The 24,113-nt window shown below is 72.9% G+C and carries 22 protein-coding genes; 6 read left to right on the forward strand and 16 right to left on the reverse strand.

Annotated features, from left to right (window positions below; genetic code table 11):
* Positions 1-63: 63 nt before the first annotated feature.
* Genes fabG through ACWCPF_RS19095 form a run of 14 tightly spaced genes read right to left on the reverse strand, consistent with a single transcriptional unit; the run spans position 64 to position 14,915 of the window.
* Positions 64-798 carry a 3-oxoacyl-ACP reductase FabG gene (gene fabG, locus ACWCPF_RS19030; protein WP_451046185.1) on the reverse strand — a complete coding sequence of 245 codons (735 nt, stop codon included), beginning with the start codon at positions 796-798 and terminating at the stop codon, positions 64-66.
* A 1-nt stretch (position 799) separates the two neighbouring features.
* Positions 800-2,380: an MFS transporter gene (locus ACWCPF_RS19035; protein WP_451046186.1), complete on the reverse strand. Its 1,581-nt coding sequence runs from the start codon at positions 2,378-2,380 to the stop codon at positions 800-802.
* Complete coding sequence (locus tag ACWCPF_RS19040) at positions 2,377-3,813, reverse strand: class-II fumarase/aspartase family protein (protein ID WP_451046187.1); 1,437 nt, start codon at positions 3,811-3,813, stop codon at positions 2,377-2,379. The genes ACWCPF_RS19035 and ACWCPF_RS19040 overlap by 4 nt, the downstream gene beginning before the upstream one ends.
* A 56-nt stretch (positions 3,814-3,869) precedes the next feature.
* On the reverse strand, positions 3,870-5,750 hold the full coding sequence (locus tag ACWCPF_RS19045; protein WP_451046188.1) for an FAD/NAD(P)-binding protein: 1,881 nt from the start codon (positions 5,748-5,750) through the stop codon (positions 3,870-3,872).
* The gene (locus ACWCPF_RS19050) at positions 5,747-6,664 is read right to left on the reverse strand and encodes an NAD-dependent epimerase/dehydratase family protein (RefSeq protein ID WP_451046189.1); all 918 of its coding nucleotides are present in this window, start codon (positions 6,662-6,664) and stop codon (positions 5,747-5,749) included. Before ACWCPF_RS19050 ends, ACWCPF_RS19045 begins: the two co-directional genes overlap by 4 nt.
* Positions 6,665-6,667: 3 nt before the next feature.
* Entirely contained in the window at positions 6,668-7,228 is a 561-nt protein-coding gene (locus tag ACWCPF_RS19055) for a hypothetical protein (protein WP_451046190.1), read from the reverse strand.
* Positions 7,225-8,925, reverse strand: a complete 1,701-nt coding sequence (locus ACWCPF_RS19060; protein WP_451046191.1) for a class I adenylate-forming enzyme family protein — start codon at positions 8,923-8,925, stop codon at positions 7,225-7,227. The genes ACWCPF_RS19055 and ACWCPF_RS19060 overlap by 4 nt, the downstream gene beginning before the upstream one ends.
* The gene (locus tag ACWCPF_RS19065; RefSeq protein ID WP_451046192.1) at positions 8,912-9,760 is read right to left on the reverse strand and encodes a hypothetical protein; all 849 of its coding nucleotides are present in this window, start codon (positions 9,758-9,760) and stop codon (positions 8,912-8,914) included. The genes ACWCPF_RS19060 and ACWCPF_RS19065 overlap by 14 nt, the downstream gene beginning before the upstream one ends.
* A complete protein-coding gene (locus tag ACWCPF_RS19070; RefSeq protein WP_451046193.1) occupies positions 9,757-10,932 on the reverse strand; it encodes a beta-ketoacyl-[acyl-carrier-protein] synthase family protein in 1,176 nt (391 codons plus the stop codon). Before ACWCPF_RS19070 ends, ACWCPF_RS19065 begins: the two co-directional genes overlap by 4 nt.
* Positions 10,922-11,200, reverse strand: coding sequence for an acyl carrier protein (locus tag ACWCPF_RS19075; RefSeq protein ID WP_451046194.1), 279 nt, complete (start codon positions 11,198-11,200; stop codon positions 10,922-10,924). The genes ACWCPF_RS19070 and ACWCPF_RS19075 overlap by 11 nt, the downstream gene beginning before the upstream one ends.
* Positions 11,197-11,472, reverse strand: a complete 276-nt coding sequence (locus ACWCPF_RS19080) for an acyl carrier protein (RefSeq protein ID WP_451046195.1) — start codon at positions 11,470-11,472, stop codon at positions 11,197-11,199. The genes ACWCPF_RS19075 and ACWCPF_RS19080 overlap by 4 nt, the downstream gene beginning before the upstream one ends.
* Positions 11,473-11,529: 57 nt before the next feature.
* Positions 11,530-12,912 carry a class I adenylate-forming enzyme family protein gene (locus ACWCPF_RS19085; RefSeq protein WP_451046196.1) on the reverse strand — a complete coding sequence of 461 codons (1,383 nt, stop codon included), beginning with the start codon at positions 12,910-12,912 and terminating at the stop codon, positions 11,530-11,532.
* Positions 12,913-12,918: 6 nt separating this feature from the next.
* Positions 12,919-14,103 carry a 3-dehydroquinate synthase II family protein gene (locus ACWCPF_RS19090; protein WP_451046197.1) on the reverse strand — a complete coding sequence of 395 codons (1,185 nt, stop codon included), beginning with the start codon at positions 14,101-14,103 and terminating at the stop codon, positions 12,919-12,921.
* Positions 14,100-14,915: a 2-amino-3,7-dideoxy-D-threo-hept-6-ulosonate synthase gene (locus ACWCPF_RS19095; protein WP_451046198.1), complete on the reverse strand. Its 816-nt coding sequence runs from the start codon at positions 14,913-14,915 to the stop codon at positions 14,100-14,102. Before ACWCPF_RS19095 ends, ACWCPF_RS19090 begins: the two co-directional genes overlap by 4 nt.
* 495 nt (positions 14,916-15,410) lie before the next feature.
* Here ACWCPF_RS19095 and ACWCPF_RS19100 point away from each other — a divergent pair, with 495 nt between their 5' ends.
* The 3 genes from ACWCPF_RS19100 (at position 15,411) to ACWCPF_RS19110 (ending at position 20,327) form a co-directional block, all read left to right on the forward strand.
* Positions 15,411-16,814, forward strand: coding sequence for an MFS transporter (locus ACWCPF_RS19100; protein WP_451046199.1), 1,404 nt, complete (start codon positions 15,411-15,413; stop codon positions 16,812-16,814).
* Between the two features lie 104 nt (positions 16,815-16,918).
* Positions 16,919-17,395 carry an Lrp/AsnC family transcriptional regulator gene (locus ACWCPF_RS19105; protein WP_450951755.1) on the forward strand — a complete coding sequence of 159 codons (477 nt, stop codon included), beginning with the start codon at positions 16,919-16,921 and terminating at the stop codon, positions 17,393-17,395.
* Positions 17,396-17,522: 127 nt separating this feature from the next.
* A complete protein-coding gene (locus tag ACWCPF_RS19110) occupies positions 17,523-20,327 on the forward strand; it encodes a beta-L-arabinofuranosidase domain-containing protein (RefSeq protein WP_451046200.1) in 2,805 nt (934 codons plus the stop codon).
* A 38-nt stretch (positions 20,328-20,365) separates the two neighbouring features.
* On the opposite strand, the gene ACWCPF_RS19115 is transcribed toward ACWCPF_RS19110, so the two are convergent.
* Positions 20,366-21,184: a LysR family substrate-binding domain-containing protein gene (locus ACWCPF_RS19115; protein WP_451046201.1), complete on the reverse strand. Its 819-nt coding sequence runs from the start codon at positions 21,182-21,184 to the stop codon at positions 20,366-20,368.
* A gap of 58 nt (positions 21,185-21,242) precedes the next feature.
* Between ACWCPF_RS19115 and ACWCPF_RS19120 the strand changes: the two genes are divergently transcribed.
* The gene (locus ACWCPF_RS19120) at positions 21,243-21,632 is read left to right on the forward strand and encodes a DUF5997 family protein (RefSeq protein WP_451046202.1); all 390 of its coding nucleotides are present in this window, start codon (positions 21,243-21,245) and stop codon (positions 21,630-21,632) included.
* 48 nt (positions 21,633-21,680) lie between these two features.
* Here the strand turns inward: ACWCPF_RS19120 and ACWCPF_RS19125 are convergent, their stop codons facing one another.
* Positions 21,681-22,484 carry an EamA family transporter gene (locus ACWCPF_RS19125; RefSeq protein WP_451046240.1) on the reverse strand — a complete coding sequence of 268 codons (804 nt, stop codon included), beginning with the start codon at positions 22,482-22,484 and terminating at the stop codon, positions 21,681-21,683.
* 206 nt (positions 22,485-22,690) lie between these two features.
* Here ACWCPF_RS19125 and ACWCPF_RS19130 point away from each other — a divergent pair, with 206 nt between their 5' ends.
* Together ACWCPF_RS19130 and ACWCPF_RS19135 are read left to right on the forward strand one after the other, a co-directional pair.
* Entirely contained in the window at positions 22,691-23,554 is an 864-nt protein-coding gene (locus tag ACWCPF_RS19130) for a LysR family transcriptional regulator (RefSeq protein ID WP_451046203.1), read from the forward strand.
* Positions 23,555-23,642: 88 nt separating this feature from the next.
* Positions 23,643-24,032: a cold-shock protein gene (locus tag ACWCPF_RS19135; RefSeq protein WP_450947492.1), complete on the forward strand. Its 390-nt coding sequence runs from the start codon at positions 23,643-23,645 to the stop codon at positions 24,030-24,032.
* Positions 24,033-24,113 lie beyond the last annotated feature (81 nt).

Below are 24,113 nucleotides of genomic sequence, written 5' to 3' on the forward strand. Positions count from 1 at the left end.
GGGCCAATGGCTCAGTGCGGACGGGACTTCCCGCGCCGTCGGTCGACCAACGGCCCACTCGGTTCAGTGCCCGAGTCCGGCGCCTCCGTCGACCGGTATGACCGCGCCGCGCACGTACCCGGCGCCGATGCCGGCCAGGAACGCGACCGCGTCGGCGACCTCGTCGGGGTGGGTCAGGCGGCCCGCCGGGGTCCGGCTGAGCAGGTTGCGGCGCTGCTCCTCGGTGAGCGCGCGGCTCATGTCCGTCTCGGTCAGTCCGGGGGCGACCACGTTGCAGGTGATGTCCCGGGCGCCGAGTTCATGGGTCAGTGAGCGGGCGAACCCGACCAGCCCCGCCTTCGCCGCCGCGTAGTCGGTCTGTCCGGCGGCCCCGTGCAGGGCCGCGGTGGAGGACATCAGCACGATCCGGCCGTGGCCCTGCCCGAGCATCCCGCGCAGCGCGCGCCTGACCACCCGGAAGGCTCCGGTGAGGTTGGTGTCGATCACCGAGGTGAAGTCCTCCTCGCTCATCCGCACCAGCAGTCGGTCGCCGGTGACGCCCGCGTTGGCGACCAGCACCGTGACCGGGCCGTGGGCGGCCTCGGCCTCCTCGAAGGCCCGGTCGACCTGCGAGCCGTCCGTCACATCGCAGCGGACGGCGAGGAGACCGGCGTCCGGGGGCGGCCGCTCGCCGCGGCAGGTGACCGCGACCCGGTCTCCCGCCGCGGCGAAACGGCGGGCTACGGCCAACCCGATGCCCCGGTTCCCGCCGGTCACGAGGACCGACCGAGCGGCCGTGCGCGCGTCGCCCCCGGTCATCTCAGTTCCCTCCGTTCCCTTCACTCGCGCCGTGCGCGGCCCCGCGCGGGCGCAGGCCGACAGCGGCCACGACGCATCCGACGAAGGCCAGGACCGCGATCCAGAAAGTGGCCGCGTACATCGCGTCGAGGAAGGCGCGGTCGGCCGTGGCGGCCAGCTCCGGCAGCCGCAGCGAACCGGCCAGCGAGCGGGCCGCCTCGGCCGAGGTCCGGGCCTGTTCCGCGGCCCCGGGTGACAGCCCCTGCGCAGCCGTGGGCAGGGTGGCGTCCGCCATGCGCGCCCGGTAGACGCCGGAGAGGATCGAGCCGGCCATGGCCACCCCGAGCGTCCCGCCGACCTGCCGGGTGACGCTGTTGACGGCCGATCCGGCGCCCGCGAGCCGCGCGGGCACCGCGCTCATCATCACGGCCGTGACCGGCGTGCCGACCAGTCCCATGCCGAAGCCCTGGACCCACAGCAGCGCGGCGACGACCGGGATCGGGGTCCGTCCGTCGCACCACAGATAGCCGACGTAGGTGGCGGCCGTGACGAGGACTCCGGCCGCGACCGTCCAGCGGGCGGACAGCAGTCTGCTCATCGCCGGGGAGGCCTGGCTGCCCAGGAGGATGCCGACCGCGGCGGAGATCATCACGGTTCCGGCGTGGGCCGGGGAGAGGCCGCGGGGCCCCTGGAGGTAGAAGGCCGCGTAGAACAGATGCCCGGCCAGCGCCATGAACGCGATCAGCAGCACCACGCTCCCCGCCGTGAACCCGGGCTGCCGGAAGAGCCGCAGGTCCAGGCTGGGCGCGGGGGATCTGCGCTGGCCCGCGACGAAGGCCGTCAGCAGCGCCGCGCCCAGGACGAGGGGCACCAGGACGTGTGCCCCGTGCCAGCTCCGGCCGTTGCCGAGCTCGATGATGCCGTAGACGACACCGCCGAGGCCGAGCACCGACAGCGCGAGGCCGGGCAGGTCGAGCACCCTGCGCACCGGGCTCTTCAGCGCGGGCACCACGGCCACCACCCCGGCCAGGCACAGGGCCACGATCGGCACGTTGACCAGGAAGACCGAACCCCACCAGAAGTGGCTGAGCAGGGCCCCGCCCGCGACCGGGCCGACGGCCACGCCCAGGGCGCTGGAGGAGCTCCAGATCGCGATGGCGCGGGTGCGCTTCTCCGCCGGGGTGCTCTGCACGATGACCGACAGGGTCGCGGGCATCAGCAGCGCGCTGCCCGCGCCCATGAAGGCGCGCGCCACGATCAGCCAGCCCGCGTTCCCGGCGAACGCGCCGGCTCCGGAGGCGATGCCGAAGAGGGCGAGTCCGGCGAAGAGGGTGGCCCGCGGGCCGAAGCGGTCGGCGAGCGCGCCGCCCGCGAACAGGGTGCCGGCGAACACCAGGGTGTAGGCGCTCGCGACCCACTCCAGCGCGGCGGGGCTCGCGCCGAGTCCGCGGTCCGGGTCGGCCAGGGTGGTGACCGCCACGTTGAGGATCGAGGTGTCCAGCCAGATCAGCATCTGGGCGCAGACGACGACCACGAGGACCGGCCAGGACCGGGGAGGCGCCGCCGGTTTCGTGCTCTCCTCGGTGCGGCTCGGGGCGCTCATCGGATGCCTCCGTCCGCGCGCGGGCGGGTGTCGTCGGCGTCGCCGTAGGCGCGCAGCGCGCGCTCGACGAGGGCGTCGGCCGCGCCCGTGTACCGGGTCGGGTCGAGGAGTTCGGTCAGTCGGTCCCGGGTGAGGCGGGCGATCAGTTCGGGATCGTCCGAGAGGACGTCGGCGAGGGGGCGGCCGCTGTGCTCCGCCTCGGCCGTGGCGGCGGTCAGCACCTGCTTCGACCGTGCCTTGCCGAGTGCGGGGGCCAGGGCCGCCGTGAGCCGTTCGGCGACGATCGCGCCGCCGGTCAGTTCGAGGTTGGCGCGCATCCGCCGCGGATGCACGACCAGGCCCTCGGCGAGTTCCACGGCGGTGTGCGCGGCCCCGCCCGCCAGCCGCAGGGCCTCCCGCAGCGGCTGCCATTCGGCGTGCCAGGCCCCGGCCGGCCGCTCGTCCTCGGCGAGCATGCACTGGGCCAGGACCAGGGCGTGGGCGGGTACCTGCCGGGCGGCCGACACGATCAGTGTGGCGAGCGCGGGGTTGCGTTTCTGCGGCATGGCCGACGAGCCTCCGCGTCCGGCCGCCGCCGGCTCGGACAGCTCGCCGATCTCGGTGCGCGCGAGCGTCTGCACATCGAGCGCGAACTTCCCGAGCGCCCCGGTGACCTGCTGGAGCACGGCGCCCAGTTCGGCGACGGGCGTGCGCGCGGTGTGCCACGGGAGCACCGGTTCGGCCAGCTCCAGCGCCTGTGCGAACGGCCGCAGCAGTTCCACCGCGTTCTCCGCCTCGCCGCCGTCCAGGACCGCGTACTCGCCGTATGCGGCGAGGGTGCCCGCCGCGCCGCCGAGCTGGGCCGGGAGGCCGGCCGCCACGGCTCGTACGCGGGCCAGGGCGTCGCCGACCGAGTGGAGCCAGCCGGCCGCCTTGAGGCCGAAGGTCGTCGGCACCGCGTGCTGGGTCAGGGTGCGTCCGGCCAGCACGGTGTGGCGGTGGGTGTCGGCCAGCGCGGCGAGGGCGGCGCGGACGCGGTCCAGGTCGGCGGCGATCAGCCCGAGCGCCCGGCGGGCGATCAGCATGGCCGCCGAGTCGAGGATGTCCTGGCTGGTGGAGCCGCGGTGCACGTACTCGGCGGCGGCCGGGTCCCGGGCGGCGACCGCCTCGGTGAAGGCGGCGACGAGTGCGACCACCGGGTTGGCCGCGGCCCGGGCCGCACGGGCGAGGGCGACCGGGTCCAGCGGGTCCTCGCGGGCGGCCGTGCGGATCGTCTCCACCGCGGCGGCCGGGGTGAGCCCGACGGCGGACTGGGCGCGGGCGAGCGCCACTTCGACGTCCAGCATGGCCTGCAGCCATGCCTCGTCGGTCACTTCGGCCGCGACCGGCGTGTCCGCCCAGGTGGGGGCGAGCAGGCCCGCGTCGGTACCCGCGGACAGCGCGTTCACGCTCATCGACTCCCTGCGTCTCGTATCTGATGTCTCGTCAAAAGCTTGCTGAGCACCGGCACTCACGCCTCGGGGAGCAGCAGTGCGGCGCGGGCGATCGCGTCCGAGTCCTCCAGCGTCACCGAGCCGACGCCGGGTCTGACGCCGACCGCCGTCACCCAGCGCACGCCTTCCGTCGGCACGCCGAACGCGAAGCGGCGCGGGTGGGCCCGGCCCGCCGCGTCCACCAGCCGGGCCGCGCCGCCGGTCACGGCCAGTCCGCCGGTCTCGTGGCCCCCGAGCCGGTACGGGACGCAGGCGCCGGCCGCCAGCAGCCCGCTCAGCAGGGGGTTCGCGCTGCGCCGTACGTCGACGGCGGGCAGCCGGGCCTCGATCAGCGTGCCGACCGACACCGGTGGCTCGGCGACCGGTTCGGCGTCCACGAGGAATCCGCCCGCGCGCGCCGACGGTCGTACCCGCATCCCCGGACCGAGGAGGTGGAGCGTTCCGGCCTCGATCAGCGCGATGAGCTGCTCGATGCGGAAGGCGGGCGGGCCGATCGAGGTGAAGGCGTTCAACGGCGTGTACCAGCCGTCGAGTTCGGCCTGGTAGGAGTCGCCGGGGAGCCCGCCGTGGTCGACGACGAGCCTGATCTCGTTGCGCAGGTCCCGCAGGGCGTCCAGGGCGGCCTTCAGCGGCCCGCTGACATTGCCCAGCCGGGCCTCGGCGAGATCCCGGCGCAGATACTCCAGCAGCCAGTGCCGGAATTCGTCGCGGCCGGCGAAGGTCCGCTCGCCGTAGGGGCGTTCGATGCGCCGCCAGTCCCAGCGCTCGCCGGGCGGCACCGCGTAGCGGTCCAGCAGCGGCTCCTGCGGGCACCGGCCGTCGAGCGTGGACCGGACGAACTCCTCGGCGGCCCGGGTCCCGTGGGCGGCGCGGATCCACGCCTCGTGGTAGACGGTGCGCACCTCGCGGTCGATCAGCGGCCAAAGCGCGTCGCGGAAGGCGACGGGACGACCGTCGTCCGCCCGCCGCCGCAGCCCGGCGATGACTTCGGGGGTGAGGAAGCGGGGATGGTGGCGGCCGAGCGCCCCCTTCTCGTTCTCGCCCCGGGCGTGGTACGGCACTCCGCGCCGCGAACCGGCGTACAGCACGGGCTCGTTGCCGCTCGGGAGGTAGACCAGGCCGGTCTCGCTCTCCTTGAACGTGCCGCCGCGGCCCTCGGTGAGCAGCGCCAGACAGTCGAAGAAGTTGAGGCCGAGGCCGCGCAGGGCGACGGGTGTGCCCGAGGCGATCCCGCTCAGCCGGATGTCGGCCGGGTTGGCGGGACCGACGTAGGTCGCGCCGTGCCGGTCGGCGAAGTCGGCCAGTGCGCGCTCTTCCCGGTCCGGGGTCAGCTCCCCGTGGCCGAGGGCCAGCACCACGGCGTCCGCCCCGGTCAGCGGGCGGCCGTCGGCCAGGGTGACCGTCTGCCGCCCGTCGGGGGTGTCGTGCAGCGCGACGGCCGTCGAGCGGTGCGGGTGGACCGTCACCTCCTCGGGTGCGGTGCGTAACAGGTGCTGGAAGACCCACTCCAGGTAGTGGCCGTGGAAGGCCCGGGTCGGGTAGGTGTCCGGGCCGAGCCGGCGCGCCTCGTCCAGGACCCGGGCCGGGTGGTCGTCGGCGCCCTGCGCGATCGTGCGCGCCCATGCGTACAGGCTGGGCCCCGGCACGATCGGTCCGGCGCAGGCCACGCTGTCGTCGGTGAACAGGGTCACCTGGGAGGCGACCGTGTTCATCAGCAGTTCGCGCGGCTGGTCGGTGCGCCACACCGCGCCCGGACCGGGCGGGTACGGGTCGACGAGATGCACCGCGACCGGCCGGCCGGTGCCCGCGGCGTTGGCGCAGATCCGCTCCAGGACCGACAACCCGCGCGGACCGGCCCCGATCACGCACACGGAGAGGGCGCCGACGGGGTCGGTCATTCCTGGCCCAGCCCGTCGCGCCAGCTCGGCCGCAGCGGCTTCCAGCCCAGCGCCGCACGGGCCCGGTCGGCGGCCGCCCCGCGTGCCGCGGTGAGCTGATGAGCCATGAACCAGCCCAGCAGCCGGGGCGCCGTCGCCGCCGGGATCGTGCGCGGGGGCGGGGCGCCGAGCGCGCGGGCGTACTGCGGCAGCCACTGCGCGGCCGGGGCCGGTTCGTCGTCGGCGATGTGGAGCACGCCGGTGGCCGCCGACTCGACGGCCGCGACGGTCGCCCCCACGGCGTCCTCGACGTGCAGGAACGAGGTGATCCCGGCCCCGCCCTCGGGCAGCGGAAGCTTCCCGGCGAGCACCCGCTGCCCGGTCCCGCCGTCGCGCGCGTACGCGGTCCCGGGGCCGTACAGCGTGCCGTAGCGCAGCACCAGGCCGCCCAGGTCCGCGCTGCTCAGCGTCAGCCGCTCCAGTGCGGCGACGGCCCGCACGGTGGCGGACCAGCCCGGATCCGGGGCGTCCGTGTACAGCGGCGCGTCCTCGTCGAGGACAGCGGGCCCGGCCGGGGCGGCGGCGAAGGCGATGGACTGGGCGACCAGTCGCCGGGCGCCGGCCGCGCGGGCCGCCTCGACCAGATGGGCGGTGCCCTCGGTGCGCAGCCGTGCGGTCTGCGCGAAGGCGGCCGGAGGGTCGTCGCGCAGCAGCCGCAACGCCGACAGCTGATGGACGACCGCCTCCGGACGGGCGGCCGAGACCGCCGACAGGACCGCCTCGCGGTCGAGGGCGTCGGCGACGAGGACCCGGTCCGCGTCCGGGGCCCGCGACCCGTCCCGGACCAGCGCGCTCACCTCGTGGCCGCGGGCCCGCAGCGCGCCGACCAGCGGGCGTCCGACCACTCCGGTCGCCCCTGCGACGAGTATCCGCATGAGTCAGCCCTCCGTCCTGGAGGCGGCCGGACCGGCCACCCGCATCAGCAGCCGGCACGCCTTGTCGCCGTCGCGCAGACAGCTCTCGGCCCGGTTCTCGGTCAGGGTCACGCCGAGCCCCTCGGACCAGCCCGCGTGGATGTCGGTGCACGGGCACCGGTAGCCGTCCAGCGAACCGGCCATCCGGACCATGGTGACGGCGAAGTTCCGCTTCAGGGTGAGGACGATCAGATCGTCGTCCTCGACCTCGGTGGAGGCGTTGCGCAGTTCCGGCGGGAACATCCGGTCGCCGCACTCGTCGTAGCGGCGGCGCACCTCCTCCAGGTCCTTGCCGGGGTCCCCGCTGTCGGGGAGCGCGCCGGCGAGCCGGGCCACCCGCTGCCCGACGTGCAGGGCGACCTTGCGCAGCGCCTCGGCGTTGAGCTCGTTCGCGGCCTGCTGTCCGAACCGCGCGGCCACGCCCTGGTACCAGTGGGCGTCGTGCTGCCACCACAGCCGGTACGCCTCGCCCGCCCGCGCGCGATGGTTGACGCCGTCTGAGCCTGTGTTCGTGTCCGTGCTCATGCGTGCTGCTCCTCGGCGGCGACGGCGGCGAACCGGTCGCGCATGACTCGTTTGAGAACCTTGCCGGTGGCGCCCTTGGCCACGTCGTCGGGCTTCATCCGCAGGGCGCGGTGCACCGGGGGGAATCCGGCCTCGGTCAGCACCGCGTTGACCCGCGCGGTCCACGCCTCGTCGTCCGCACCGCCACTCTCGGCCTGCTCTTCGGCGAGTCGGTCGTCGGCGAGTTGGAGGAGGACGTACGCCTCGGCCTCGCCGTCGCCGTCCCAGTCCGCGCGGACGCCGTCCGGGGCCACGCCGACCACCGTGCAGTCCGCCAGTTCTGGCATCGCGGCCAGCAGGAGTTCCTCGGTGCGGGTGCTGAGGACCAGGCCGGCGCGGGTGCGGATCGCGTCCGGCACCCGGTCGAGGTGGTAGAAGTTGCCGTCCTCGTCCCGCTGGGCGAGGTCCCCGGTGAGCCAGTAGCCGCCGAGCCGCAGCCGGTTCCAGGTCAGCGAGTCGTTCCAGTAACCGGGGGTGAGGGTCGGGGACTTGAGGCCGAGACGGCCGATCTCGCCGGGCGGCAGCGGGGTGCCGTCCTCGGCGAGCACGGCGGCCTCGGCGAAGCTGATCGGCTTGCCGACACAGCGCGCGTAGGCGGCGGTGTCCTTGGTGTGCCGGTTGTGGAAGACGGAGTAGCCGGCCTCCGAGGAGCCGAGCCCGTCCACGAAGACCGAGCCGTCCACCCGTACGCGGCTCAGGTCCCGGCGGATCTCCAGGTGGCTGCCGTGCCGGACGAGCGCCCGGATGTGCGCCTCGTGCGCCGCGTCGCCGGTGTTGAACCACACCTGCACACTCGACAGGTCACGCTTCGACAGGTCCTCGGCGGCCATCTCGCCGAAGGTCCCGGCGAAGGCGAGCACCGTCGTCGGCCGGAACTCCTCGACGCCGTCGAGGACTTCGGCGCCGCGCTGGCTGGAGAGAAGCTTGATGTCGGTGTGCAGCAACAGGCAGTAGAGCAGGGTCGCCACCATGGCGTTGTGGGCGCCCGGCAGGCCCACGAGGGTGCGTTCCATGTCGGTGCCGGTGGAGTAGCGCAGCCGGTGCACCTGCGCGTACATCAGGGTCCGGTGGGTGTGCGGCACGCCCTTGGGCAGGCCGGTGGTGCCGGAGGAGTGCGAGATGAGCACCGGGTCGCTCGGGTCGTGCCGGTACGGGTACGCCTGGGGCAGCGACGCGCGGTGCTCCGGGCGGATGTCGGCGGCGGTGACGCAGAAGCCGAGGCCCGGGTCGGATCCCGACAGCACCTGGTGGTGCGCCCGGTCGGTGAACGCGCCGACGGCGCCCTGTCGACGCACGTACGCGCGTGCCGTGTCCGGGGCCAGATTGCCGTTGACGAACGACGGGATCGCGCCGAGGGACGTCAACGCCAGGAAGTTCACGGCGAATTCGACGCTGGAGAAGGAGTGGACGGCGACCGGGTCGCGGGGGCGTACGCCCCGGGCCGTGTACCAGCCCGCGTACGTCTCGACGGCCTCGCACAGCCGGCCCAGCGTCAGCGCCGTGGGGCGGCTGCCGTCCGGCGCCCGCCAGGTGCCGTCCGTGCGCAGCACGGGTGCGTCGAGCGGCCGGCCGTAGGCCTTCAGGCGTTCCAGGACGTTGCCGGCGCCCAGTTCGGTGTCGGAGCAGATCCGGGCCCGCTCCTGCCTACTGATGAGCATGGGTCTTCGTCTCGTTCCTTCCGGCGGGGGCCCGCACGGGTGAGTCCGTGCCGGCGGTGAGGAGGAGTGCGGCGGGGCCGCGCCGTGCCCCGGGCCCGCTCGCGAGGTGGTGGCTGCCGCCGTCCCGCAGCAGTCGGCGATGGGCGGCGGCCAGGTCGAACAGGCCCTGGACGCTGCCGTGGTGCCGCGGCTCCCCGGTCTCGTCGGTGTCGTCGGCCGGCTCGGCCGAGCGGATGGTGACCGGGGTCCCGGGGTCGGGGCGTCCGAGGAGCAGCGCGGCGGCGAGGCCCGCGGAGGCCGGGAGGTGAGGGACCGGTCGGCCGCTGTCGGCGGCGAGTTCCCGGTGCACGGCGGCCAGGCGCGTGCCGCCGCCCAGTTCCACGCCCAGCACCAGGACGCGGTCCAGCTCCGGGTCCTCCAGGAGCAGGTCCGCCATGGCGAGCAGTTCGGTCACCGGGTCGTCGAGGGTGGAGACGCTGAACATCTGCCCGGTGATGCCGAACTCCCGACTGATGTGGCCCAGTACGGAGTTGGGGGTGGCCTGCATGAACAGCAGCGGGTTGTGGACCCGCCCGGCGACCATGCGGCTGCCGGCCAGGTCGGCGGTGGTGGTGTCGCCGGTCAGGGCGGCCAGCGCGACGGCGGTGCGTGCGCCGTCGCCGGGGCGCTCGGTGAGACAGCGGCTGCTCACCTCGTAGGCCAGCGGGCTGAAGGCGGACTCCACGAAGCCGGGCAGTTTCGGCAGTGTGATGTCGTCGTCCGCCCCGGTGCCATGGGTGGCGGTGGCGACGGCGAGGAAGCCCAGGGGGGAGCGCAGCAGAGGCTCGGTCGTCATGGCCGCTCCAGGACGAGTGCGGTGTTGGCGCCCCCGAAGGCGGCGTTGACGGTGAGGGCCCGGCGCAGATCGGCCTGGCGCGGCCGGTTCGGCACGTAGTCGAGGTCGCACTCGGGGTCCGCGGCGGTGTATCCGGCGGTCGGCGGCAGCACGCCGTCCGTCAGGGCCAGCAGCGTGATGACGAACTCCACCGCGCCGGCCGCCTCCAGGAGGTGGCCGGTGGTGCTCTTGGTGGAGCTGACCGGTATCGACTCGGCGTGCTCGGGGAAGGCGGCCCGCAGTCCGCGGGTCTCGGCCCCGTCGTTGTACTTGGTGCCGGTGCCGTGGGCGTTGACATAGCCGAGGGCCGCCCCGTCCGGGTCGCCGGCGAGCCGGGTCGCCTGCCGGGCCGCGCGGGCGAGGCCGGCGCCTTGCGGGTGCGGCTGGGCGATGTGGTGGGCGTCCGTCGCCGCGCCCCAGCCCACCACGGACGCCAGCGGCCGGGCGCCGCGCCGCCGGGCGTGCTCGGCGGACTCCAGGACGACGACGGCCACCCCGTCGCCCAGCAGCAGTCCGCTGCGGTCGGCGCTGAACGGGCGCACCCTGCCGTCCCGGGACAGCGCCCGTCCGGAGTCGAACTTCCCGAAGGTCTCCTCCTCCACGAGGTATCCGCCCGCGCAGACCGCCACGTCGGTCCGGCCGGAGGAGATCAGCCGGCAGGCGTGCACGATGGCCGCGGCGGAGGCGACGCAGGCGTTGGTGAAGGTCAGCCGCGGTCCGGTGAGTCCGAGGCCGTCGGCCAGCGCCTCGGTGAGCCGGGCGGGCACGGCGTCGGAGAGCGGTGTCTTCGTGCCGGTCGGGGAACCCGCGCGCGCCCGCCAGTAGCGGGTGACGGCGGTGTGGTCGCCGGCGATGCCGAGCAGGACCGCGGCCTCGGCGCCCGGGCGCAGGCCCGCCATGTCGAGGGCCTGGCCGCCGCACAGGTCGAGCGCGTGGCGCAGGGCCCAGTCCTCGACCGCTTCGGGTCCGTCCGGGGCGGCGGCCGCCATCGGCGTACGGTACGGGCCGGTGTCGAACCTCGTGGTGGGGGCGAAGGAGTGGACTCCCGCGAAGACCCCGCGCCGCAGGGCTTCGGCGCCGGTGCCGAACGCGGTGCGGACGCCGAATCCGGTGACCGTGACCTCAGCGGCCATCGCGATCGCCCCCTGCGGCCGGGGCCGGTGCGGCGGCGCTCAGGTAGTCGGTGAGGCGCCGCAGCGAGGTCAGTCCGGCGATGTCCTCGTCACTGGGCTCCACGACCAGGCCGTAGCGCTCCTCCACCACATGCAGGAGCCACACCAGCCCGAGGGAGTCCAGGACGAGTTCGGCGTCGTCGCCGAGGTCGTCGGGCAGTCCCGGGAAGACGTTGCGGTCCGCCAGCAGCTCCCGGACGGAAGCGGTGGTGAACAGGGCCGTCCTCATGCCTTCGCACCGCGTCGGACGACCTCGGTGACCAGCGCGCCGAGCGTCAGGGAGGCCAGCGCCTCGATGTCGGTGTCCGGGATCTCCACGCCGAACCGCGACTCCAGCCGCAGGGTGAGCTCGATCAGGCTCAGCGAGTCCACGTCCAGCCCGCCGACGGTCACCGGGCTCTCGTCCGTGATGCCGTCGCGGCTGGTCAGGATGTTCATCTCGTCGATGACCGCGGTCAGGACGAACTCGCGGATCTCGTCTTCCAGGGTCGACGTACTCATGATCAATGTCTCCAGTGAGTGATTTCGGGACGACCGGACAGCCGGTGTCACGCCGGTTCAATGCGCGGAGCGCAACGCCTCCGCCTGGCGCAGCAGCTTTCCGTTGGAGGTGCGGGGCAGGGTCTCCAGCAGCCGTACGACCCGGGGCAGCTTGTGGTCGGCCAGCCGTTCCCGGCACCAGCGCAGCAGTTCCTCCGGCGACGGCTGCCCGGCTCCGGCGGCCACCGTGACGTACGCCTCGGTGACGTCCTCGTGGACCAGGACGGCCTGTGCGACGGCCGGATGCTCCCGCAGGACGTTCTCCACCTCGACGAGGTCGACCTTGAGTCCGCCGATCACCACGAGGGAGTCGGCGCGGCCGTGCACCCGTACCGCTCCGGAGCCGTCCACGGTGGCCCGGTCCCGGGTGTGCAGCCAGCCGTCGGCGTACTGCGCGCCGCCGGAGTCGTGGAGGTAGGGCGTCTCCGCCAGGGCGACGTCCAGTTCGCCGTGGCGCACGCGCAGCACCACGCCCGGGGCGGCCCGGCCGACCGCGGGCCGCAGTGCGCCGCCGGTGTCCATGGCGACCACTCCGGACTCGGTGGTCCCGTAGGACTCGCCGACCGGCACCGCGTAGCGTTCGGCGAACCGGGCGGCGACCGGTGGGGGCATCAGCTCGCCGCCCGACACCGCGATCCGCAGCTCGGGCAGCGCGGGCGGGTCGACGGCTGCGGCGAGCAGTTCGTAGTGCATCGGCACGCCGAACAGGGCGGTGACGCGGTGGTCGACGGCGGTCCGCAGGATGTCACGGGCGGAGATCCGGGGGGCGAAGACGACCGCGACCCCGGCCGCGAGGGAGTGCAGCAGTCCGGCGACCAGCCCGAAGCTGTGCGCGGTCGAGCTGAGCAGCAGCAGCCGGTCGCCGCGGCCCGGCATGCCGGGGACCCCGGCGAACCGCTCGACCTCCTCGGTGAGCGAGCGGGCTGTTCTGCCGATCACCTTCGGCCGTCCGGTGGAGCCCGAGCTGAACTGGACCAGCCGGTGGTCGGTGGCGGCCGGCCGGCCGCCGCCCCGGCGTTCGGTGAGGACCTCGTACTCGGACCGGAATCCGAACGTCGCCCGGACGTTGACGCCCGCGCTGACCATGAACTGCGGCCGGCAGGAGGCGCAGAGCCCGGCGACCTCGGCCGGTTTGAGCCGGAAGTCGAAGAGCAGCACCTGGGCCCCGAGCCGCCACAGCGCGAGCAGTACCTCGACCTGGGTGAAGCTGGGCGGCGTCCGCAGCCCGACGGTGCTGGCGGGGCCGATGCCGTAACCGGCGAAGAGGGCGGCCTGTTTGGCCACCCGCTCGCGCAACTCGCCGCGGGTGACGGTTTCCTGGCGGTGGATCAGATACGGGAGGCCGTCGTCGTCCTGTGCGTCGAAGAGGCTCTGGACCGCCTCCTCCAGGGAGTCGTCCATGGGGCCTCAGACCTCCTTGCAGAACTCGCCGATGGGCAGGCCGACATGGCGCTTGTCCGCGGCCAGGTAGCCGAGCAGTTCGTCGCCCGCCCGCAGTTCGGTGACGTTGAGGACCTTGCCGCCGGGGCCGAGCACGCGGACGTGCCAGTCGTCCTGCACGGTCAGGCTGACCAGTCGGCCGTCCTCGGCGTGGGTGCGGATCTCCAGGAGCGGCCGGGACTCCAGTTTGGCGCGGCCGACCACCACCCTCCGGGTCCGGCCGTCGGCGCCGACCGCCAGCAGGGCGCTGCCGGAGCCGACCTCGCTGAGGTAGTTGGTGCGGTTGTCGGGGCCGAGGGTGTACGAGTGCAGGGCGCCGGCGTTGACCCGGAACGGCCTGGTCGGCATGTACGGCAGCGGGTGCGTCTCGCTGCAGCACAGTACAAACCCGGAGGAGTAGGAGCCGACGAGGATGCCCTCGTCCTCCTCGAAGTGCGAGCAGGTGTCCACGCAGACCCGGTCGCCGAGGCCGACGTGCCGGATGCTCTCCACGGTGAGCGTGGACAGCTCCAGCTGGGGTGTGGTGGCCTCCAGCAGGCGGGCCAGCGCGAACACGTCGTCGGCGCTGCGGGGTGTGAACAGGATGCCGTCCGAGCCGCGTTCGAGGACGTCGAAGACGATCGCGGCCTCTTCCAGGCCGTCGACGACGGTCACCAGCTTGCCCTCGGCGGACTCGGCCGCGGCGAGGACGATCTCCAGCGGGATCTTGGTCGGGTCGGCGAAGTGGATGACGGTGTACGGCAGCGCCATGGCGCCCGCGCAGGACAGTCGGAGGGTGCGGTCGTCCCGTACGTCGATGAAACCGGAGACCTGCTGGTCACTGGACGCGCGGTGATCGGCGGCGAGGGCGTCCAGCTCGTCCTGGGTGCCGAACTTCCGCAGGAGTACGTCGATCCCGGCACCGAGCGGTGAAGTGCCCTCGTCGGAGGGGGACTTGGTCTCCTTGTCGCCGGACTTCTTCACGGCGGCGGGCGTCGGCGCCGGCGCGTGCCCGCCGCCGACCAGCACCCGGGTGACGGTCGGCGGCAGGGTTCCCAGCAACTTGGCGTCGGAGGCGACGACTCCGGCCATCCGGGCGTGGATTGCCGCGTCGACCACCGCCTGGAGCTGCGGACGGGGAACCTCACGCAGGTCGATCCATGCGAACCTCATGCCACTCCTGCCACGATCGTCGAGTATTTAGTCATGTCCATGTCAGCAGATGGTTCGTCGCCGTGCACGACCGCCGACAGGCGGGACACCAGCGCGGCGGGCGCGGGGTGGGAGAAGATCCGGCGGCCGACGGCCAGCCCCTGACAGCCGGCGGCCATCACCGCGGCGCCGTACTCGACGAGGTCGGAGTCGTCCGGCGGACCGCCCGCCGCGAGGACGGGGATGGGGCTGCCGGCCACCACTTCGGCCATCCGCTCGATCGGCAGCGCCACGGAGGTCTTCACCATGTCCGCGCCCAGATCGGCGGCGACATTGGCCAGATGGGCGAGGAGGGCGGGGTCGCGCGGGTCCTCGATCCGGGGGCCGCGCGGATAGACCATCGCGATCAGCGGCATGCCCCAGACCTCGCAGGAACGAGCCACCGCGCCCAGATCGGCGAGCTGCCGGGACTCGGTGTCCGAGCCGATGTTCACATGGACGCTCACCGCGTCCGCACCGAGCCGCAGCGCCTCCTCGACGTCGGCGACCAGCACCTTGGCGTGGACGTCGGCGGAACAGGCGGTGCTGGCGCTCAGATGCACCACCAGCGCGCAGCGCTTGAGGACGTCCGGCGCGAAGGAGCGGGCCCGTCCCTTGTGGACGATGATCCCGTCGGCCCCGCCGTCCACCAGCGCGCGCAACAGGTCGTCCCACTTGTCGGCGGGGACGATCGGACCGTCCGAAACACTGTGGTCGAGAGGCACGAAGAGATGCCGGCCGTCCCCCGCCAGCGAAAGTCTTCTCAGGCGTAATAACTTGCCGGTTTTCAGCATGGGTAATGCGCCTTCCCAGCTCGGAGGCCGCATTCAGGAATGTCGGACCGGTGCAGTCTGATGCGGTCGCCATGTCCGAAAAACGATGGTCATAGAACTTTCAAGTTCCCCTGGATCAGCATTCCGTGAGTGATCAGCCGTTGGCAAGGCGTAATCGCTCCCAAATATTCATGCCCTCGGCCGCATGACTATTTGACAGCGTTCTGACAGCTGAGACGGGTTGACGCCGTCCACGGGTGCTGTTCGGGTGGCTTCCATGCACCTTGGGCCGGTCTGCCCGGACGCATGGCCGCATCGCAGGCTTTACAGCGGTGTCACGTGTAATTTGGCCCGCTTTTCCGGTGAGAACCCCGAAGGACCGAAGACAATCGCGGAGCTGAAATTCAATTCGGAGATTGGGGTGACAAGGGCGCTCCGGTTCGTGTTACATGCTAGGCCCCCTCTCCCCATTCGGCCCCGGCCCCCACACACCGGGCGTACCGGAAGTGACTCCCCATGCCTGAATTGCCGTCCAATACCGCCGCCGACGCCGTTTCCGCCCCGACAGACCCGAGACCGTCCGCGTCCCCGCCGCCGCCGTCGCCGGCCGTTCGGCCCGCCGAGACCAAGGCGTCGCGGGTCGCCGCCGCGAGCCTGGTCGGCACGACGATCGAGTACTACGACTTCGCGGTCTACGGCACCGCCAGCGCGCTCGTCCTCGGCCCCGCCTTCTTCCCCTCCGACAACGCCACCGTCTCCTCCCTGGCGGCGTTCCTCACCTTCGCGGCGGCCTTCCTCGCCCGTCCGCTCGGCGTCGTGCTGTTCGGGACCATCGGCGACCGGCTCGGCCGACGGCGGGCCCTGGTCGTCTCGCTCCTCCTGATGGGCGTGGCCACGGTCGGCGTCGGCCTGCTCCCGACGTACGAGACCGCCGGGCTGCTCGCCCCCGTGCTGCTGGTGACGCTCCGGCTGCTGCAGGGCGTGAGCCTGGGCGGCGAGTGGGGCGGGGCGGTGCTGCTCGCCGCGGAGCACGCGCCGCCCGGCCGCCGCGCGCTGTACGCGTCGATCCCGAACGCCGGCCCCTCGCTCGGCTTCCTGCTGTCCAGCGCCGTCATCCTGCCCACCCTGAACCTCGCGGGCCGGGACGCGTTCGCCGACTGGGCCTGGCGGATCCCGTTCCTGCTCAGCACGGTGCTGGTCGTGGTGGGCCTGTGGGTGCGCTCGACGATCTCCGAGTCACCGGTGTTCGCGTCGGCCCCCGACGGCAAGCCCGACGCGCTCGCCGAGACGCCGCCGGCCGCCGGGTCCCGCTTCCCGCTCGGCACGCTGCTCGCCCGGCACCCGCGCCGGCTGTTCCTCGGCATCGGCGCGGGCCTCGGCGGCTCGGCCGTCTACTACCTGACGATCGTCTACAGCCTGTCGTACGGGCCGAAGGAACTCGGCATCGACCGGAACACGATGCTGATCGCCGCGAGCGTCGGCTCAGCCGCCGGCGTCGCCCTCATCCTCCCGGCCGCCCGGCTGGCCGACCGGATCGGCCGCCGCCCGGTGCTGCTGACCGGCACCGTCGGCAGCGTGCTCTGGGCGATGCCCATGTACGCGTCGCTGAACTCCGGCGACGTATGGGTGATCACCGGGGCCTACACCGTCGGGCTGATGCTGCTCGCGCTGACGCTCTCGCCGATGGCGGCCTTCCTGCCCGAGCTGTTCCCGGCCCGGCTGCGCTACACCGGCGCCTCGGCGACCTTCGTCCTCGCCAACACCTTCGGCGGCGGCTTCGCGCCGCTCGTCGCCACCTGGCTGAACAGCCAGTGGGAGTCCCCGCTCGTCCTCGGCTTCTACACGGGCGGACTCTGCCTGCTGAGCCTGCTGTGCATGCTGGCCCTGCCGGAGACCCGCGACCACGAGTTCGCCGTCTGACGCTTCCCCGACGCAGCTCGGCCGGACGGCTCGGTGGACGCCGGTTCCGCCGGGCCGTCGGTACAGTCGGCGCTGATCAGGTACCGGCGAGAAGGGCCGACGGCATGGCCGTGGACGAGTTGGACACCCGCATCCTGCGCCTGCTGCTGGAGCAGCCGCGCACGAGCGTGCGGGAGTACGCCCGACTGCTCGGCGTCGCGCGCGGCACCCTGCAGGCCCGCCTCGACCGGCTGGAGCGGGACGGCGTGATCACCGGCGCGGCCCCCTCCCTCTCCCCCGCCGCGCTGGGCCACCCGGTGCTCGCGTTCGTGCACATCGAGGTCACCCAGGGCCACCTCGACGACGTGGGCGAGGCGCTGGCCGCCGTCCCGGAGATCGTCGAGGCGTTCTCCATCACCGGCGGCGGCGACCTCGTCACCCGGGTGGTGGCCCGCGACAACGCGCATCTGGAGGACGTGATCCAGAAGCTCATCAGCCTGCCCGGAGTAGTCCGCACCCGCACCGAGGTCGCACTGCGGGAGCGGGTGCCGCACCGGTTGCTGCCGCTCGTCGAGTCGATCGGGCGGGCCGCCGCGAAGTAGCGCGCTTTCGCAACTTTCCGTCCCGTCAGGACCGTTGACGCTCCCTCGTCCCGCCTCTAACGTCTGGTCGACCATTCGTACATCGTTCGTGATATCGAACATATTCGGTGGACCAGAGGAGCAGTTCATGGCACCGCCCCTCAGCAGACGCACCCTTCTCCAGAGCGCGGTCCTCGCCGCCGCCGTCCCCGGAGCCGGCGCGGCCCTGGCTCCCGCGGCCTCGGCGGCAGCGCTCCCGCCCCCGGCCTCCTGGACGCTTCAGCCCTTCGCGCTGAAGGACGTCGCCCTCGGCCCCGGAGTCTTCGCCGCCAAGCGGCAGTTGCTGCTCGACCACGCCCGCGGCTACGACGTGAACCGGCTGCTCCAGGTCTTCCGCGCCAACGCCGGCCTCGCCACCGGCGGCGCGGTCGCCCCGGGCGGCTGGGAGGGCCTGGACGGCGAGGCCAACGGCAATCTGCGCGGCCACTACACCGGACACTTCCTCAGCATGTTGTCGCAGGCGTACGCGAGCACCGGGGAGCAGGCCTACGCCGACAAGATCGCGACGATGGTCGGCGCGCTGACCGACGTACGCGCCGCGCTGCGCACCGACCCGCGCATGCTCACCGTCACCGGCAGGTGGGGCGGCGCGCACGAGAACGTCCGGGGCTCCTACCAGTACGTGGACCTCCCGGCGGCCGTCCTGAACGGCTCGGCGGCGATCACCCTGTCGATCTGGGTCAAGCCCACGCACGACGCCAACTGGCAGCGGGTGTTCGACTTCGGCAACAACACCACCCGGTACATGTACCTGGCCACGCGCAACGCGAGCGGCGTGCCGCGCTTCGCCATCACCACCAACGGCGCCGGCGGCGAACAGGGCCTCAACGGCACCGCCGCACTCCCGCTGAACCAGTGGAGCCACCTCGCGGTGACCGTCTCCGGCACCACGGGCACCCTCTACGTCAACGGCGCCGCCGTCGCCACGAACACCGCGATGACGCTCAACCCGTCCGTCCTGGGCACCCTGACGAACAACTGGCTCGGCCGCTCCAACTACTCCGGCGACCCGGTCTACGCGGGCGCGTTCGACGAGTTCAACGTCTACTCTCGCGCCCTCACCGCCGCCGACATCACCTCGCTGCAGAGCAATGAGGCCAAGAACTCCTCCGCAGGGCTCGGCAACCTCGCCTCGTACTACTTCTCCGCCACCAGCGGCGGCACCTTCGGCGACGCCTCCGGACGCGGACTGACCGCCACCCTGCGCCGCACCTGGGGCGGCCCGAGCCACCAGGGCTTCCTCGCCGCCTACCCGGAGACGCAGTTCATCGCCCTGGAGTCGATGACGAGCGGCGACTACACGAGGGTGTGGGCGCCCTACTACACGGCGCACAAGATCCTCAAAGGGCTGCTGGACGCCTATCTGGCGACGGACGACGCCCGGGCGCTGGACGTCGCGTCGGGCATGTGCGACTGGATGTACTCCCGGCTGTCCCAGCTGCCCGACGCCATTCTCCAGCGGATGTGGGGCATCTTCTCCAGCGGTGAGTTCGGCGGGATCGTCGAGACCGTCGTCGACCTGTACACGATCACCGGAAAGGCCGAACACCTCGCCCTGGCCCGGCTGTTCGACCTCGACTCGCTCATCGACGCGTGCGCGGCGGACAACGACATCCTGGGCGGCCTGCACGCCAACCAGCACATCCCGATCTTCACCGGCTACGCACGGCTGTACGACGCGACGGGCGAGACGCGCTATCTGACCGCCGCGAAGAACTTCTGGGGCATGGTGATCCCGCAGCGCATGTACGGGATCGGCGGCACCAGCACCGCGGAGTTCTGGAAGGCGCGCGGGGTGATCGCCGGCACGATCAGCGACACGACCGCGGAGACCTGCTGCGCCTACAACCTGCTCAAGCTGAGCCGGATGCTGTTCTTCCACGAGCAGGACCCGAAGTACATGGACTACTACGAGCGGGCGCTCTACAACCAGGTGCTCGGCTCCAAGCAGGACAAGGCCGACGCCGAGAAGCCGCTCGTCACCTACTTCATCGGGCTCACGCCCGGCCATGTGCGCGACTACACGCCCAAGCAGGGCACCACCTGCTGCGAGGGCACCGGCATGGAGAGCGCCACCAAGTACCAGGACTCGGTGTACTTCAAGTCGGCCGACGGCGCCTCGCTGTACGTCAATCTGTACAGCCCCTCGACCCTGGACTGGGCCGAGAAGGGCGTCACGGTCACGCAGACCACCGAGTACCCGAAGGAACAGGGCACCACGCTCACGATCGGGGGCGCCGGCGCGGCCTTCGGGCTGAAGCTGCGGGTGCCGTCCTGGGCGACCGCCGGCTTCCGGGTGACGGTCAACGGCCAGGCGGTGAGCGGCACCCCGGTCGCCGGCAGCTACTTCACGGTGTCGCGTACCTGGAGTCCCGGCGACGTCGTGCGCATCGCCGTCCCCTTCCGGCTGCGGGTCGAAAAGGCCCTGGACGACCCGTCGTTGCAGACGCTCTTCTACGGCCCGGTGAACCTGGTGGCCCGCAACTCCGTTACGTCCTACCTGCAGTTCGGGCTGTACGCCAACGCGGCCCTCTCCGGTGACCTGCTGCCCACCCTGACCGCCGTCAGCGGCAAACCGCTCCACTACACCCTGAACGGCACCGAGTTCGCCCCCTTCCACGAGGGCACCGAGGATCCGACGCACGCGTACTGGCGGCGCGCGGAGCCCCGGATCGTCTTCGGGAACAGCGACTCGGGCGTGGCCGACCCCGCGAGGGCGGACGGGACCACACTGCTCGACGAGGTGTGGGCGGGGGCGCCGTTCGCGTCCAAGGCGGCGCTGGTCGCACAGGTGCAGACCGTGGTGAACGCGTGGGTGGCGGCCGGGCTGCTCACCCAGACCGACGGGGCGAAGGCGGTGGGCACCGCGAGCGCGGCGACCTTCGTGCCCTGAACGGACCGGCAAGCGACCACGACCGGCGAGCGAGGCGGCTACGACCGGCGGCGGGGCTTTCCGCCGCCGGTTCCGCGCCGACCGCCGCCCTTCGTGCCCGCGCTCTTCGTCCCCCCGCTCTTCTGCGCGCCGCTGCCCTTGTGGCCACCGCTCTTCTGCGCACCGCTCTTCCGCGCCGCACCGCCGGACTGCGGCTTGCCGCGCTCGCGCTCGCCCTTCCGCTCCGCCGCCGCAGGAGGCTGCTGGGCGCGGCCCCGGGTGCTGTTGACGGTGCGACCGCGGACGATGCCGATGAAGTCCTCGACGAGGTCGGTCGTCGCGTCCTCCGGCCAGGAGAGGGCGATGTCCGACCGAGGAGCGTCGACGACCGTGCGGTAGGTGAGGTCGCGGCGGTGGTGGAGCCGGGCCAGGGACTGGGGCACGACCAGGACGCCGACGTTCGCCGCGACGAGCTCGATCGCGTCCTCGGTGGTCGCGGGGCGCTCGAAGGCGGCCTCGCCGGGGGGCCGCTCCCAGCCGAGGACGTCGTCCAGGGGGTGCAGGACCACCTCGTCGGCGAGGTCCTCCAGGGTGATCTCCTCGGCCGCGGTGATCACATGGTCCTTGGGGACCACGACGACGGTCGTCTCGGTGTAGAGGGGGATCGCGCTGAACACCGTACGGTCGACCGGAAGGCGTACGAGAGCCGCGTCGGCGGTGCCGTCGCGCAAGGCGGCGGAGGCCTCGGCGGGGGTCGTCTGGAGGAGGGCGAGGGGGGTGTCGGGCAGGCGCTCCGCCCAGATCCGCACCCACTTGGCGGGCGTCACTCCGGGGACGTACGCGAGCCGGAACGAGGGGGAATCCGCCGAGTCGGTCATCCCGCCAGGCTACCGGCTGTGGTCGGACGTCTTGTCGGGGGCCGATACCCTGGGGTGTATGAAGTCGCAGCAGAGCACCCAGACGATGAAGCCCGCCACCGCGGCGAAGAAGCTGGGTGTGTACCTCCCCGCCACGCCCGCCGAGTTCCAGGAGGGCGTCGTCTCGCGCGCCGAGCTGACCGAGCTCCAGGCGAACCCGCCCGAGTGGCTGCGGACGCTGCGCGAGACCGGCCCGCACCCCCGTCCGGTGATCGCGGCCAAGCTGGGCGTCTCGATCGCGGGCCTGGCCCGCGGCGGGGTGACCGAGGCGCTCACCACCGAGCAGATCGAGGCCGTCAAGGACGCGAAGCCCGAGTGGCTGGAGAAGGAGCGCGCCACGCAGGCCGAGGTCCGCAAGGAGACGGTCCGCATCAAGAAGCGCAACGCGGAGCGCGAGCAGCAGGCCTGACCCCGGCCGGCTGCCCCAGGTAGGCCGGGCGCGGGTCTGCGGCGCAGGTCAGCGGCGCGGCACGAGGATGCTGAGGGCGTTGGCGCAGACGACCGCGGTGATGGCCGACCAGTCGACGAGACCGAGGCCCTGCCCGAGCCCGATCCAGCCGACGAGCGCGGCGAGGACCGGGTTGACGCTCATGAACAGGCCGAACGCGGCCGCGGGCACATGCCGCAGCGTGAAGAGATCGGCCAGGTAGGGCACCGCGGAGGAGAGCACCCCGGCGGCGACGGCATAGCCGAGGGCCTGGGCGGTCGGCGGCTCGCGCAGCGCCAGGACGACGCCGACCGGCAGGAACAGCACGGCGGAGACGGCCGCGGCCGCCGCCGAGCCCTGCGCGCCGGGGATGCGTCGGCCGACCGTGCGGTTGAGCAGGATGTACGCCGCCCAGCACCCGGCGGCCAGCAGGCCGAGCCCCATCCCCAGGTAGTCGGTGGACGGCTGCGGGCGCATCAGGGTGATCGCGCCCGCCGCGGCGATCAGGGCGCAGCAGGCGTCGACCCGGCGGCGCGCTGCGGCCAGCGCGATGGTGAGCGGGCCGAGGAATTCAAGGGTCACCGCGAGGCCGAGTCCGATGCGGTCGATGGCGGTGTAGAGGGACAGGTTCATCGTGCCGAAGACCAGGGCCAGCAGCAGGACGGGGGCCCACTGACTCCGGGTGAAGGACCGCAGCCGGGGGCGGCCGACGGCCAGCAGGACGAACGCGGCGACGTACTGGCGGACCGCGACGACTCCCGTGGGGCCGAGCACGGGGAAGGCGAGCGAGCCGATCGCGGCGCCGGTCTGGTTGGACAGACCGCTGCCGAGCATGGTGGCCGCGCCGACGAGTCCCCGTCGCCGGTTCCGGCTCTCCTCGGCGGGAGGCGGTGCGGAGACGGTGGCCGAAGACGAGGACGAGGGCGAGGACACGGGTACAGGTACGGGCGCGGACGCGGACGCGGCTGGCATACGCCGATGGTCCTCCCGGTCCGGCATTGCGCAAAATGCATGCAGCGCCCGATCTATACGCTGGAGTCATGGATTCTTCGGGCGTGGAGCTGCGGCAGTTGCGGTGTCTGGTCGCGATCATCGACGAGGGCGGCTTCACCGACGCCGCCGCGGCGCTCGGCGTCTCCCAGGCGGCCGTGTCCCGGACCCTCGCCGCGCTCGAACGGGCACTGGGCGTGCGGCTGCTCAGGCGTACCTCGCGGGTGGTGACGCCGACCGCGACCGGGCTGCGGGTGGCCGCGCACGCGCGGCGGGTGCTCGGCGAGGTGCACACCCTGGTGCAGGAGGCGACCTCGGGCCACACCCGGCTGCGGATCGGCTACGCCTGGTCCGCGCTCGGCCGCCACACCCTCGCCTTCCAGCGGCGCTGGGCCGCCGAGCGGCCGGAGACGGACCTGCGGCTGGTGCGCGTGAACTCCGCCAGCGCCGGTCTCGCGGAGGGCGCGTGCGACCTGGCGGTGCTGCGCAGGGAGCCGACGGACCGGCGGTTCGACTCGGCGATCGTCGGCCTGGAGCGGCGGCTGTGCGCGCTGGCGGCCGACGATCCGCTGGCCCGGCGGCGCTCGGTGCGGCTGGCCGATCTCGGCGGGCGGACGCTCCTGATCGACCGCCGGACCGGCACCACCACCCCCGAGCTGTGGCCGCCCGACGCGCGTCCGGCCACGGAGGAGACCCATGACGTCGACGACTGGCTGACGGTGATCGCGACCGGCCGCAGCATCGGGATGACCGCGGAGTCGACCGCCAACCAGTACCCGCGGCCCGGCGTCGTCTACCGGCCGGTGCGCGACGCCGAACCCGTCGCGGTGCGTCTGGTGTGGTGGCGCGACGATCCGCACCCCGCGACGCAGGCCGTGCTGGAACTGCTCACCGCGCTGTATCGCGCACAGTGAACATCCCGGTGTCGCCCGCAGCCGTCGCTTTGACTACCATCTGGGCAGGTTCACCGACGTGGGTGTTTCGAGGTTGTTGGGGGTTGGGATGGTTGCTGGTCGTGTGGTGCGCTTCGACAGCCAGCGAGGCTACGGGTTCATTGCGCCCGACGACGGCGGGGAGGATGTCTTCCTGCACGTCAACGACATGCTGATGCCGGAGTCGCAGGTACGCCGGGGCATCGTCGTGGAGTTTGAGATCGAGGACGGCGAGCGGGGCCCGAAGGCGTCCGGGGTCCGGCTCGCGCGGGGCGAGGACGGCAAGCCCCTCGCCGCCGACGACGACGTCCTGTGCGATGTGCTCAGCACGGAGGAGTTCACCCGGGACGTCACCGAGGCGCTGCTGACGGCGGCGCCCTCGCTGACCGGTGAGCAGATCCTCCAGGTGCGGGCCGGACTCGCGCAGTTCGCGAAGAACCACGGCTGGGTGGAGGGCTGATCCGACCGGTACACCCTGGTTTCCCCGCCTCCCGGGCCCGTTGTCAGTGGCCTGTCCTACAGTTCCCGTCACTTGATCGGT

Source organism: Streptomyces sp. NPDC001858 (assembly GCF_053594615.1).